This is a genomic window from Nostoc sp. C057 (genome assembly GCF_013393925.1).
Classification (GTDB): Bacteria; Cyanobacteriota; Cyanobacteriia; order Cyanobacteriales; family Nostocaceae; genus Nostoc; species Nostoc muscorum_A.
Genome location: NZ_CP040286.1, coordinates 25,622 through 39,082 on the forward strand (window position 1 = coordinate 25,622; position 13,461 = coordinate 39,082).

A 13,461-nucleotide genomic window follows, 5' to 3' on the forward strand; every position below is an offset into this window, starting at 1 on the left:
AATTTAAACCGCGTCTACTGTGAAAACCGTAGTTTTTTGTAATGAGGCTAAAGCTCAAAACTAAAGCCACGACAGAATAATATACTTTCTTAAAAAACTCTAGGTTTCAAAATAGACGGGGTTTAGTTGAACTGAACTTTACCGACAATAGGGCAAAAACAAACAAAATACAAAGGAGTTTTATGTCAGATCAAGTTATCAATTGGAACAATGTATATTTACAAGCAATCCGTTTAAACGGTGGCGCACCTGGGCCGATCGCCCGTACAGGTGCCATGTTACATGCTGCAATATATGATGCAGTCAATTCCATTGAGAAGACACACAAACCATATTTAGAAATCATTCCGGCAAATCCAGGAGCTTCCAAAGAAGCGGCAGCAGTTTACGCTGCATATACTGTCTTAACCAGCGACATTGTTTATCCTAATGCTAATTTTCCCAAGTCCAAGGATAAAAACAATAGCTTCTTCGATGCAGAACGCAAAAAAGCCATTGAAGAACTTGAAGCAAGTGGTGTATCGCTACAGAGCATCGGAGATGGTAAAGAACTTGGCATAGCAGCAGCTCAAGCAATCATTCAAAATCGCCAAGCAGACGGGTATAACGACAACACCCCTTATACTCCTGGAAATCAGCCCGGTGATTGGCGTTCAACTGGTTCTGGCGCTCCAGTTACTCCGAATTGGGGCAAAGTGAAACCTTTCTCAAAGACAGAAATAGAGCGCTTCCGTCCGACTCGACCAGCCGGCTTCAAGACCAAGCAGGCTCTGCTCGCCAGTGTCGAATATGCTGCTCAAGTCAATGAAGTAAAACGCCTTGGTTCTGCTAACTCCACTGAGCGCACCCAAGAACAAACCGATATTGCTCTTTTCTGGGCAAACGATCTTGATGGAACCTATAAGCCACCCGGACAGCTGTATGCCATAACCCAGATTGTCTCTAAATTGAAGGGTCTGAGCTTTTCCGAGAATGCACGACTGTTTGCCCTTGTGGGTTTAGGTTTAGGGGATGCAGGAATCTTGGCTTGGGATGCGAAGTACAACACCGATTTGGACTTGTGGAGACCGGAAAGTGCAATTCAATTGGCAAATACGGACGGAAACCCTGCAACGATCGCCGACCCCACCTGGAAACCTCTGTCGCCCAATGCTGATGGCACTCGTTTTTCGCCTCCGTTCCCAGCGTATATTTCTGGTCACGCAACTTTCGGAGCAATCCATGCCGGAATCCTACGCAACTTCTTTGGCACGGACAATGTTACCTTCACAGCAACATCAGAAGATCCAGCTGCCAGGGGTAATAATGGCATTAGGATCACGCGCACATTCAATAGCTTCTCCTCAGCAGCTTTGGAAAATGGCCGCAGTCGTGTTTATCTCGGTGTCCATTATCAATGGGATGCAGATGCAGCTTATGTCTCTGGCACAAAATTGGCAGATTTCGTGTCTGAAAACTTCCTAACGCCAACATCATCTGCGGTATCTGTGACGTTGAAAGTTAGTGTTGAAAACCTAGCACCAGACAAGGGCACGTTCCTGACTCCCCTTTGGGTTGGCTTACACAATGGCACATTTAAGATTTACGAAAGAGGCAAATCCCTATTGAACCCCAGTTTGGAGTCTTTAGTAGAGGATGGCTTAACTGAACCCTTTGCTGAGTTCTTTTCTGAGAGTGGATCTGGTGTTGTCCAAGGGACAATATTTGGTGGCCCCGCTCGTCCAATTGCTCCAATTGCCCCTGGTCAAACTGCCTCAGTGACGTTGACATTCGATAAGAGCAGCATTTCCACTAGCCAGTATTTTAGCTACGCTACAATGATCATCCCTAGTAATGATGCTTTCATTGCTAATGAGAACCCACATCAACACAAAATCTTTGATGATGATGGTAATTTTATCCCTACTAGCTTTGTAGTTACTGGCGCTGAGGTAAACGATGCTGGTACTGAAGTCAACGATGAAAATCCCACAAATACTGCTTTCTTCGGTCAGATGGTTCCTAACACTGGCATTCCTGAAGAAGAGGGCGTGGTTCTTCAACACCCAGGCTTTATACCAAATGGGCCGATTCTGAGTGATTCTAGATTTGTTAATGCTGATTTTACGGCTACAGGCTATAAAATAGCACGCATTACGATTGAGAAAGCCTAAGAGTCATCTGAATACAAGATAAAAGACTAGGAAAGGTTGACACAAAAGGGTTTTATAAGATTTAGTTCAACTCTTATAAAACCCTAGTGAAACTTTGAAATGCTCTTGTGCCTAAACATGTGGAGAAAGTAGCGAGCCTGACATTAGCCACCACATAACGTCTGAAGAGCTTGCTACGAAAAGCTTACAAAAATGAAATTGCTATTTAATCCGATATTGGCATTGAGCCGAGATGTCTGCACATTCGGAAATTAAAGCTTTAATAATTTGCTAATTGTTGATACGTAACACCGTTATCGGCAAGGAAAAATTCAGCCTTTTCAGCCCCTATTTCTGTTTTAGTTTTGATGTCGGCTCACTAACAGTTTGATAACCATAGTTCCTAAAAAATAGGAATTAACATAGATTTTACCAAGGAAGAAAGAGAATGTTGAAATTGAATTACTCTGAAAGATTATCAGTCAAATCAGACTTAGTACAGACCAATTCCTGGGAAGTGCTTAAGCAATATTTTAAGCAGTATGTATACCCCATCGAGCAAGTCGAAAATTTGGCACATGAAGGTTTTCAAAATAAAGGAGGTCTTGCTTGGCGAAAAATTCAGTTCCTTTTATTTGACATGAACTTGCGCTTGATGCGAGAGGGGTTTGGGTTAGCAACTCCCCGCTTCCTCAGAGAATGGGAACTTCGCCACCTGATTGAGCAAGTTGAGCAGCAATACTTACCCCAGGAACAACTCCCTCGTGAACTCGATCGCTTTGAAGTTTTCATGCCGTGGCTAAAAGAGCGAATTAGCCAGCATCGAGTCAACCACCATCCACTATTTGACCTGTTTGATCGCGATGATTTGAGCCATGAAGAAGTTCGCTATTTCCTTGCCAATTACCGAGTCAATATGCAACGTTTTCACCTGCACGTTGCCGCCTTTAGCCTGATTGTGCCCTTTGAGATGCGCGAAGAACTCTATCACAATCTCCATGACGAGTTCGGTCAAGGGAATTTTGCCCAGGCTCACCCCAATTTATTTGAACCCCTAATGGATTACTTCGGCGGAGCGCGGGAAGAGGATGTTAACCCAGAGACTTGTCACCTGCTCAATACTAAGATTAACCTCTGCTGGTTTGCCGATGGACTTCATTACGGCATTGGCGGGATGGGAGCTTTAGAATTGGCAATTCCCCTCCAACAGCGCCGAGTTTTGGGACATCTGCGCCGTCGCGGTTTGAGTGAAGATATGGTGAAATTCTTTGTCGTTCACTGCGAACTTGATGAAGACCACGGGGAGGGGTGGTTTGCTGCGGGAAAACCCTACATACACACTTCTGAAGACTTGCAAAAGGTGTTCTCTAGTGCGATGCGGATGCTCGAAGCCAGAGCCGGAGTTTATGACGGCATTCTCAAGGGCATTTTAGAAGGCCGCAACCAAGCCAACAAAGGACTCTCCGCCGCTTGAACGAATGTCCCGAACAAAAGGTGAAACCTAGTCAGGGCAGGGTATCGGGGACTATTTGTCGGGTGTAGAGAGACATTGAACTTCTGACTGTGAAACAGGGCTTACTTCTTCTTAATTCCATACACCCCAAATACCTGGGTTAGTGCTTTACAAGCATACTATTCGTCGCTTGAACACTTGACGTGGTGTTTGAAACAATCAAAGCCGAAGTGTATGTCTTTGCCGTTACGGTTTAAGCATTGGTAGCATTACCAACTAAACGAGAAGGAATACAAGCTATGCCGCTCATAACACTAAGGGCTAATAAGATATCTTCTGAAAAGATCAGAAGCAGCCTTGCTGAAAGTTTATCTTTGATAACCGAGAAAATTCTCAGGAAAAATAAACAAGTAATTGTTGTTCGTTTTGAAGCCGTCGATCAGCAAGCGCAATGGTATGTAGGCGGTGCTGTTAAAAGTGATGATGAAGCAATTTTTGAATTGAGCATTATTGTCACAAAAGGAACAAATACCGACTCAGAAAAAGCTGAGTGGATAGCACAAGCCTGGAGACTCGTTACAGAGGCTCTTGGCAGTGCGCCCCACCCCAACTATATTTCGATCCAAGAAATAGATGGAAAAAGCTGGGGTTACAACGGTCTTAGCCAAGAACAAAGAAAGATTCAATCAACGTAAATATTGAGAAGCAAATGTCAAACAAAGATCAAATGTCAAAAAGACTTCTAGCGGGATACAACGGCAAAAACAAAGGTGACGATCCAATTCCCAGAAATGGCCAATTGATGAGCAATGGACAAGTAAAGTTCGAGCCATTCCCATACAATTCCATTAACGACAGGGTAATTAAGTTCCAGGGTATGGAAAATGTTTTCTTGCCAGATGATCTTGAGTTCGTACCTTATCAACCAGAGGTGAGAAAAGGTGTTGGGATTCACACAATCTTTAGTCTGGTAGACCAAGACCCGCAAGGCCCTGATGCCGCAATTCTTAAATATGAGCCAGGCGCATTTATTGCCTTGCATGAACATATAGGGTATGAAATGGTCGTGGTGTTAACCGGGGATTATATAGAGAATGGTGTTACGTTCTTGCCCGGATCATTAATACTTCGTTCACCAGGCACCTTTCATACAATGGCTTCCATCAATGGCTGCACCATTTTGGCTACGCGTTATATCAAGGTCAAGCAGCGGCCTGATTTGTGGAACGAGTTTGCTTCAGGTAACGAAGATATTAATCCTGTTTGAGGATAAATCTGATTTTGTGGTCAATGAAGAGGCAGAGGAGTATGTAGAGACGTTGCGTTGCAATGTCTCTACATACCATAACATCCCACTAGCTTAACCGAACCGTATTGGGAGAAAGGCGAGGTTTCACCTTTTCTTCGTACCATTCGCCGATAAATAAATGTCACCTTTTCTTCATGACATTTGGCTTGAAACCATTTTTCTTTCTTTTGCCTTTTAACTTTTTACTTTTACCTTGTTTGGCTATATCAGTTCGTATTAAAAGAGAACCTATGCATTCCTATGTACCCTTGAGTCCAACCACTTTCTTAGAGCGCAGTGGTCAGGCATTTCCTAACCGAAGCGCGATCGTCTACCCTGATGGAATAATGACTTACGCCGAGCTATTGCACCGATCTCGCTGTCTGGCACAAGTGCTGAAGCGACTCCATGTGGGGTATGGAGATCGGGTTGCTCTCCTAACAGAGAACAACCGACAGACAATCGAAGCCCATTTCAGCATTCCAGCTATCGGTGCCGCGATCGTCATGCTTAATCCTTGGCTGGCGGCGCAAGATATCGTATCCCTGCTGGACTATTGCGAGGCTAAAGTCTTGATTGTGGATGCTTTCTTCAGCGAGAAAATTATCCTTAACCCTCAGATTGCCTTATCCCACTTGCAACAAATTATCGTTATCGATGGTGCAGCCAACCCAATCTATTCTGGATTTCTCGACTACGAAACTTGTCTAGCAGGTGAAAATGGGTATTTTAGGCTGGATCAAACTGTTATCAGCGAACTTGATACCCTCGCTATCAACTTTACGAGCGGTACTACTGGTCGTCCAAAAGGGGTAATTTGCAATCACCGAGGTGCTTACCTTAATGCACTGGGGCAGGCGCTGATGATTGGACTCAACCGAGCCTCTAAATATCTGTGGCTGCTCCCCATGTTTCATGTTAATGGGTGGGGGCACATGTGGGTAAATGTTGCCGTAGGAGCCACTCAAGTTATTCTGCCAAGTCATCAAATCCGAGATAGCTCTGCGGTGTGTCAGGCAGTCTCCCAGTATCAAATTACCCACCTATCTGGTGCGCCTCGCCTTGTGCGATCGCTCGCATCAGCCCCTGGCGACAAAGAAGCATTTCGGGGGCTGACGATTACCACAGGGGGAGCTGCTCCTGCTCCCACCTTGATCCAGCAATTAGATGAGATGGGGGTCAAGCTTATCCACCAATATGGGTTAAATGAAACCTTCGGCCCCTACACCGTCTGTGAGGAGCAAGAAGACTGGCAGGCATTGCCGCCTTCAAACCGTGCCCTCAAGCGCGCCCGTCAAGGAGTGGCAACTATACATGCTGGAACGGGATTGCGAGTGGTGGATGTCTCAAAGCAAGATGTTCCTTGGGACGGTTCTACTTTGGGGGAAGTGATTGTGGCGGGTAATACAGTAGCGCCAGGTTACTACAAAAATCCAGAAGCTACCGAAAAAGCCTTTCGAGATGGATGGTTCCATACCGGCGACGTGGCAATTATCCATCCAGATGGCTATCTGGAGATTCGAGACCGCCTGAAGGATTTAATTTACGTAGAAACAGACTATGGTTGGGAGAATATTTCTTCCATCGAGATTGAAAATGTACTATGTCGGCACGAACAGGTCAAAGAGGCTGCGGTCATCGGTATCTCACCCGAAGAGCTAGGAAAAAACCGCACCCTGTTGGTTGCTTTCGTCGAAGCAGTGGATTCCCAAGCCCTCACCAAAGAAGATTTGCAGCATTTTTGTAAGTCTCAACTTGCTTCTTACAAGCAGCCCCAAGTATTTTTCTTCACCGACTTGCCCAAGACGGCGACGGGCAAGGTTCGCAAGGATTTGTTAGTAAAGGAGACGCTTGGGCGCTGCGAACTGAAAATTTAAAAATATTCAGATCATGACTAGACAGACAAGTCTGTCTAAAGTATTCTTAATCTTATGACCTCACAAAATTTATCTGGTGACTCCAGTACAAAAATATTACAAACAGCATCGAGGCTGTTTTACGAGCAAGGCTACCATGTTACTGGTATCAATCAAGTGATTGCCGAAGCAGGGGTAGCCAAAGCAAGTTTCTATCACCATTTTTCCTCCAAAGAAGAGTTGTGTATAGCATACTTGCACAAGCGTCATGAAGATTGGTTTTCTTGGTTGCAGCAAGAGGTTGAACAGAATGAAAATGACCAAGAACGTTTGTTGAGTCTGTTTACTTTTCTAGAACGATGGTTGCCTAATAGCAACTTTAGAGGCTGTGCTTTCTTAAACATCGCCTCTGAATTTCCTTCACCCGACAGTAAAATTCGGCTCTTAGTTGTAGACCACAAAAATGCTTTGCAAGATTATATTAGGCAACTTGTTGACAGATTGAATATTTCACCCAAGAAAAAGAACACAGCAATGCTTGCCGATTTAATCTATCTTCTGTTTGAAGGAGCAATTACTAAGAGTCAAATTTATCAGTCAACAGGATCTATTGAAGCTGCACGAGAAGCAGTTAGGCAGTTAATTAATTAATTAACCATTTTTTTTTGACTGTGTTAGACAGACCAGTCTGTACAAAGTAGCTAATAATTTGAGGTAAAAGTGTATGGTAAGGCAATCAAATAGCGATATTGGTAGCAACAGAAAAGCAGCGTCTTGGATAAATTTCTTTGAGAAGCTAAAAGGAGATAATACTAAACTGCCTCCTAAGCATTCGGCTAGAGCAATAATACTTGCTTGGTTAGGAGGATTTGTGGCAATCAGTGCAGTTGCACTTCTCTCCAATACATTTTCTGTAGCACTTGTACTAGGCTCTTTTGGAGCGTCCTGTGTTTTGATTTTTGGGTTTCCAGACGCGCCCTTTTCACAACCGCGAAACATTCTTGGAGGTCATTTTTTGAGTTCCTTGATTGGTTTGATATGTCTGACGCTTTTTGGCGCAACCTGGTGGTCAGTTGGTATAGCTGTTGGTACTGCCATTTCTGTGATGATGCTTACCCGAACAACTCACCCACCAGCAGGCTCCAATCCAGTTATTATTTACCTTACAAAACCAGTATGGAGTTTTCTGCTGTTTCCCACTCTTTTTGGGGCAGTAGTTTTAATCTTGGTTGCGCTTCTCTATAATAATTTTACCCGCGAAAGTAGATACCCGAAATATTGGTGAAGCAAATTGGGCATCCTGTCAATAACCGTGTAATTCCCTACAAGATGCTCTGAAAGCCCTTATCCTGTATGGGTGTGATCAGCTTCGGTTGCTCATTTCAGCCCTACTATTACTCTTTCAGAAAAGCCACTAGTTTTGATCACAACCCCTTTCTGCCAATAGTGACTAGTTGCAAAGGTGCGGAATACACGAACAACGTCTGATTCCTGTCGCATTCTCCAAATCAGCCCAACTGTGCGAACGAGATTTAAGTTAGTAATAGGGATGTATGTAATATCTGGTATGCCTTGCCACTCTGGCATAATTGCCACTCCTAAACCTGCTGCAACTAAAGATATAACCCACTCTTCATGATCCGCTCTGTATATAGTATGCAGAGCAATGCCTTGGGATTGAAACAAATTCTGCGACTCTCCCCACATTTCACAATTGATCCGCTCGATATATGGAAGTCCATCCAGTTCCGCCAAACTGACAGTTTCTCTTTGAGCCAGAGGATGTGTCTTGGCTACTGCTAGCAGGCGACGCTGTTGAAACAGAGCTAGAGAGGTTTTAGAATCTACACAACTGCCCAATACCGTAACAGCCAAATCAATTTCGCCTTGCTCTAACCATTTTCTCAGTTCTTCAATATTGCCATCGCACAATTCGATGGACATATCAGGATACTTTGCCCGAAAACTACCAATCAGCCCAGATAACTCAGCAATCCGAATTGTCCGCAGAGCGCCCAATTTCAAGGTTTTCTTAGTATGGAAGCCCTTGAGTTCATACATTGCCGACTGATATTCATTCAAAATAGTTTTTGCTTTTTCTAGAAAATGCTTACCCGCAGGTGTTAGAATGGCACGTCTTCCCCCACGCTCGAACAAGGTAACACCCAGTTCTTGCTCTAGTTTTTTAATACCTGCTGATAAAGAAGGCTGAGAGACGAATAGATGTTCTGCGGCTTTGGTAAATCCACCCATCTCTGCGATTGCCAAAAAATACTTAATCTGATAAATATCCATTAGTAGTAGGCATCTCATTTTTATCGTAATACATTGAATCTACAAACCGAAGTTGCAGAAATCCAGATTTTTTACAGATGGAGTATTTTTACCTGACTGGAGCAATGGTTCAGAAAAAATCAGTATCATCAACTAAGTAATACACGACTAGAAGAGTAAAGAGAGCAACTATTGGCGCAAGTGGCGCAACTTGGGGAAGAGAATGAACTGTTGTTAGAACAGGTTCACTTACTATTCGGCTAGACTGTGTACGGGTAGCAGGACTATATGTAGACCCACAGTTTTCGGAGGACGGCGTTAACCAGGATGAGCGATGCCGGGATACCGTTGCGCCACATACAGGAGATATCGGGGCATCGGACTTTGGCAGCTTTGGAGCGTTATCTGGGTGTCACTGAGAAGCAGAAGCAGAACGCTATCTCTGCTTTGGATTTTTGAGCAAGAGCTATTTGAGAACTAAAAATTAGATGCGCTTCTAGTTAAGCGATGGTCTGAGCCGTTTTAAATTTTCAGCTTTGAATTGGTTGCACACTCAGGCGATAGCCGAGATGATGCAGAATAAGGCTGATGGTTCGCAGTTCTGGGTTGCCTTCTGGCGACAAGACTCGGTAAAGATTCTGGCGGTTCAAACCCGTTTTTTCCGCAAGGTGCGTCATCCCCTCCCGTGCTTCCACCACGTTCCGCAGCGCTTCCAGAAAAAACGCAATATCGCCATCCTGCTCGTACTCTTCAAGGGCAACGTCCAGGTAAGCCTTTGCCATTTCCGGGTTCAGCATTTGCTCGAACACAACCTCGTCATGGTTTCTCAGTTTCTTGCTCATCCTGTTCCTCCTGATAAGCCTGCCAATATCCTTTAGCCTTTTCTATGTCCCTGTCCTGGCTGTCCTTGTCGCCACCACATAGAAGAATTACTAGATCGTTCGCGGATTCTCCAAAGTAAACGCGGTAGCCACTGCCAAAGAAAAACCTCATTTCTTGCACGCCTGAGCCAACTGACTTGCAATCCCCGTAATTGCCCTGCTTGAGTCGCTCTATCCGTCGGATTATCCTGGAACGGATCACATAGTCCTTCAAGCTTAAGAGCCATTCGGTGTACGGCTCCTTGCCGTCTTCTGTAGCATAGACTAGCAGTGTTTTTTGACGAACGATATCAGCCATAGATTATAAACTGTAGCTTAAAAGCGACAAAGTTTCAACCCCTGGTTGATTCTTGCAGAGGTCAACACCTTGTAGCGGAAATGTCACCAATTACTTCTTCCAAACTGTCGGTGAGATAATTTTGGCTGATTGATCATCTAAATAGAAATTGTAAACAGGCTCTCCTGATAATTCACAGCGAAGCGGCTCAAGAATTTTAGTGAACGGATTCCAAACTGCTGTAACAATCCGTTTCGCTTTCTTTCTTTGCAACTCACACTGAATATGTACCGTAGGTAGATGGATAATCATTGCACTGTGCAACGAAGCTTCTACACTCATTGCATAACGCTCTTGGATATCTAACAATTTTCTCTCTAACTCTCTATTAGTGGCTTCAATTCGTGCTAATTCTTTGTCTTGTTCATCACCAATCAATTTTTTTAACTCAATCTTGTTGCGAATCGAGTCGCTAATCGTGTTGTAATAATCCTTGAGTCTTTCTTCATCTCTAGCTCTTGCTCTTGTTAATTTAGCCTGCCAATTATCTAGAGATTTTCCAATCAATATTGCACTTTGATGTTCAATTAAGCTCAACAATTCTTCAATTGGCATCGCCAATGGTGTCTCTTGATGCTCCACAGTCATTAGGTCAGACTCCCAAAACAAAGCATCCCCAATTTCTACTGGTGTTACTCCGGTTATTTCATTGATAATGAACGAAACTAAACCAATCCTTTTTTCTGAAGCATTGGCTGTGTAAGCGACATTACACAAGATGTAACGAGTAATTTCTGGTTTAGCATCTAAAAAACGAATTAAGCCATTTTGAGGTGCGAGTCTCTCCAATAAAATTTTCTCGAAGCCTGTGTTTTTCAGATGTCCATCGATTTTAACACCCAACGCACTAATAAGTCCTTTAACAGCTAATAGTTCAGATAGCTTATTTAAGACTTCTGAATGATAGGTGACAAAAACACTTTGGGGTACATCAGCAATAGTTGTAAAAGTAACTTCTTCTGGGAGCGAAAGCAACGATGCTATATTTTCCGTCAACAAAACATTTAAAATGTGTTCACCAGCAGGTTCTGCTATTCCATCATGCAGAGAAACAATTTTTTCTAAGGTAGTAATAATTGGGTCTGATAACATATTTATTCAAATCAATCTCTCAGGCTTCAAAATCTTCGCCAAAAATCTGTTCATCCAGTTCTTGAATTTGCTGATACTGGTTTTTGGCTTTCAACAAATTATCTGCCAATTGCTCGAAGGCTGTATCTAATTCCGGCTTGACCTGATGCTTGAGCCAGATATCCATAACAATTTCACTAAAGTCAAATTCATCATCCACGTTCCCTAAAATTGTTTCAATCTCTCCGACCACTAGTTCAAACATATTAATTTTGTCATGCAAGATCCGCAGAATATACTCTTCGATACTGCCTTTTAGACAAAAGTTAAAAATAAAAACATCCTGGGTTTGTCCAATGCGGTGGATACGACCAATGCGCTGTTCTATTTTCATTGGGTTCCAGGGCAGGTCATAATTAACGATCGCGTTCGCAAACTGGATGTTACGTCCCTCTCCGCCTGTTTCCGATGCCAGCAGTACAGAAACAGTATCTCGAAATGCGGCTATAGCCTCATCTTTCTGTTTAAGGGACATCCCACCAGTAAATTCTGCAAAGGGGATATTTGCAGCTTCCAGAGTTTGAGCCAAATAAGTGCTAGTTGCTTTATGGGTTGTGAAGACCAAGGTTTTCTGGGAAGATTTTGAGAGCATCTCTACCAATACTTTTGCTTTCTCGACCTGCTTCACCTGGGCTGCTCGTCTTGCTAAAGACTTCAGTTCTTCATCGGGTAGGCGTTTGGTCAGTTGCTTGAGGGAGTCAGCCAAAGCACCAGGGGATGAACCAGCACGCATTAGCAAATTGGTGCGGGAGAGTCTGTCTAGCTTGTCCTCTGAGGAACGTAGATACTCGCTCAAGTCCTGGTAAAGTTTCTCCTCGCCTGCCGACGGTGTAACGGTAATTGTGGTGGCGAAGCGTTTGGGCAGTTTGACATCTACTAGGGCGCGGGTATTTCGCACCATGACTTCCCGCATCAGGGAGCGTAACTTTTCGGGATTTTTAGGGACTCGTCCATTCCTGGAATCGACATATTCTTTTTTAAAAGCAGCTTCTGTTTGTAGCAGTCCCGGTTTGAGAAGGGTCAGCAGATTAAACAGTTCAATAAGGGAGTTCTGCACTGGCGTAGCAGTGAGCATGAGAATAAACCGCTTATTGAGGGCGTTGACCAGTTTCCAGTTGAGGGTAGTGCGATTTTTCAGGTGGTGGGCTTCATCGACAACAACCAAGTCCCAAGTGCGACTGGTGACGTGAGGATAATGTTTAGCAGACTTAGCCGTGTTTAATGAAGCGATAATTCGCGGATTATTCGTCCAAAATTCGTCTATCGGTTGTTGCGGGTCACGGTTATCTGTGGTGATAGTAGCAATATTAAATTTGTCACTTAACTCTGATTGCCACTGGGAAACTAGGGATGCGGGAGTTAGCACCAGCATGGACTGTACCATACCCCTTGCTAAGTATTCGGCTATGATTAGTCCCGCTTCAATGGTTTTGCCCAATCCGACTTCATCGGCTAGTAATGCGCGTCCACCCAGTTGTCTAAGTACTTTTCGGGCTGTTTCAATCTGATACCAGTATTTGTCAATAGCAGTTAGTGTGGGCAGGCAAATTAGCTGATCGTAGTCTGCCATTACGGAGAGGTTGAACAGGTTTAAACGCGCCTCGTAGAAGTTGATCGGGTCGTATTTACCAACTTTCAGGGCTTCTAAGGCAGTGGAAGAATTGAATTTAAATGTATAGTTTGTCTCCATGATGCACCCTTAATAGCTACTTTTTACCACACCGCGCACGTACATTTGACCAGTTCAACACTTAGTCGCCATAGAGTTCCGAGTCTAAGTTGGCAGCCAAGGAGCCATGAGATACTGCACCAATGAAGTTTGCCAGGGGGTCGCTACTGCCAGTAGGTGAGTTTGTGGTTGGTGATTTATGAGTACGTGCAAGCTGTTGAACATACCGCAACACGTCTTCTTGGTGCTGCTCTGGCAGTTGTTCAATCGCTTCAAAAATGGCTTGTTTGGTTGTCATAGGAATGACTTAATGTTGCTTGATTCTATAAAGTCTACTGCTGAAATTACCGTCTTAGCTAGAACTTCTCTTCTTCTGATACACTTCAATAAACTGGAAACTAAAACCGAGCCGGTTGACCAAATGTCAACGTATCTTCTAG

13 protein-coding genes and 1 pseudogene are annotated in these 13,461 nt (G+C 43.9%); 8 read left to right on the forward strand and 6 right to left on the reverse strand.

All coding sequences use genetic code 11. The features are described 5' to 3' along the window. The first annotated feature begins 182 nt into the window (after window positions 1-182). The 7 genes from FD724_RS34320 to FD724_RS34350 all read left to right on the forward strand — a co-directional run bounded on the left by FD724_RS34320 (window position 183) and on the right by FD724_RS34350 (window position 8,014). Window positions 183-2,153 (forward strand): spondin domain-containing protein, encoded by a 1,971-nt coding sequence (locus FD724_RS34320; protein ID WP_179076158.1) that lies wholly within the window; start codon window positions 183-185, stop codon window positions 2,151-2,153. Window positions 2,154-2,580: 427 nt separating this feature from the next. Next, a complete protein-coding gene (locus tag FD724_RS34325; protein WP_179076159.1) occupies window positions 2,581-3,606 on the forward strand; it encodes an iron-containing redox enzyme family protein in 1,026 nt (341 codons plus the stop codon). A gap of 239 nt (window positions 3,607-3,845) precedes the next feature. Next, the gene (locus tag FD724_RS34330) at window positions 3,846-4,280 is read left to right on the forward strand and encodes a hypothetical protein (protein WP_179076160.1); all 435 of its coding nucleotides are present in this window, start codon (window positions 3,846-3,848) and stop codon (window positions 4,278-4,280) included. Between the two features lie 14 nt (window positions 4,281-4,294). Continuing rightward, on the forward strand, window positions 4,295-4,852 hold the full coding sequence (locus FD724_RS34335; protein WP_179076161.1) for a cupin domain-containing protein: 558 nt from the start codon (window positions 4,295-4,297) through the stop codon (window positions 4,850-4,852). Window positions 4,853-5,124: 272 nt separating this feature from the next. After that, a complete protein-coding gene (locus FD724_RS34340; protein ID WP_179076162.1) occupies window positions 5,125-6,750 on the forward strand; it encodes an AMP-binding protein in 1,626 nt (541 codons plus the stop codon). Window positions 6,751-6,804: 54 nt separating this feature from the next. After that, the gene (locus tag FD724_RS34345) at window positions 6,805-7,380 is read left to right on the forward strand and encodes a TetR/AcrR family transcriptional regulator (RefSeq protein ID WP_179076163.1); all 576 of its coding nucleotides are present in this window, start codon (window positions 6,805-6,807) and stop codon (window positions 7,378-7,380) included. Between the two features lie 73 nt (window positions 7,381-7,453). Then, window positions 7,454-8,014 carry an HPP family protein gene (locus FD724_RS34350; protein WP_179076164.1) on the forward strand — a complete coding sequence of 187 codons (561 nt, stop codon included), beginning with the start codon at window positions 7,454-7,456 and terminating at the stop codon, window positions 8,012-8,014. 92 nt (window positions 8,015-8,106) lie between these two features. Here FD724_RS34350 and FD724_RS34355 read toward each other — a convergent pair whose 3' ends face one another. Next, window positions 8,107-9,024: a LysR family transcriptional regulator gene (locus FD724_RS34355; protein ID WP_179076165.1), complete on the reverse strand. Its 918-nt coding sequence runs from the start codon at window positions 9,022-9,024 to the stop codon at window positions 8,107-8,109. A gap of 273 nt (window positions 9,025-9,297) precedes the next feature. On the opposite strand from FD724_RS34355, the pseudogene FD724_RS34360 reads away from it, so the two are divergent. After that, window positions 9,298-9,462, forward strand: a pseudogene (locus FD724_RS34360) (tyrosine-type recombinase/integrase); the annotation flags it as partial. 71 nt (window positions 9,463-9,533) lie between these two features. Here FD724_RS34360 and FD724_RS34365 read toward each other — a convergent pair. The 5 genes from FD724_RS34365 to FD724_RS34385 form a co-directional block, all read right to left on the reverse strand. Continuing rightward, entirely contained in the window at window positions 9,534-9,845 is a 312-nt protein-coding gene (locus FD724_RS34365) for an addiction module antidote protein (RefSeq protein WP_179076166.1), read from the reverse strand. Beyond that, window positions 9,820-10,182, reverse strand: coding sequence for a type II toxin-antitoxin system RelE/ParE family toxin (locus FD724_RS34370; protein WP_179076167.1), 363 nt, complete (start codon window positions 10,180-10,182; stop codon window positions 9,820-9,822). The genes FD724_RS34365 and FD724_RS34370 overlap by 26 nt, the downstream gene beginning before the upstream one ends. Before the next feature lie 90 nt (window positions 10,183-10,272). Continuing rightward, window positions 10,273-11,313 (reverse strand): hypothetical protein, encoded by a 1,041-nt coding sequence (locus FD724_RS34375; protein ID WP_179076168.1) that lies wholly within the window; start codon window positions 11,311-11,313, stop codon window positions 10,273-10,275. Between the two features lie 19 nt (window positions 11,314-11,332). Continuing rightward, window positions 11,333-13,042: a DEAD/DEAH box helicase gene (locus FD724_RS34380; protein ID WP_179076169.1), complete on the reverse strand. Its 1,710-nt coding sequence runs from the start codon at window positions 13,040-13,042 to the stop codon at window positions 11,333-11,335. Window positions 13,043-13,103: 61 nt separating this feature from the next. Next, a complete protein-coding gene (locus tag FD724_RS34385; RefSeq protein ID WP_179076170.1) occupies window positions 13,104-13,319 on the reverse strand; it encodes a hypothetical protein in 216 nt (71 codons plus the stop codon). Between the last annotated feature and the right edge of the window lie 142 nt (window positions 13,320-13,461).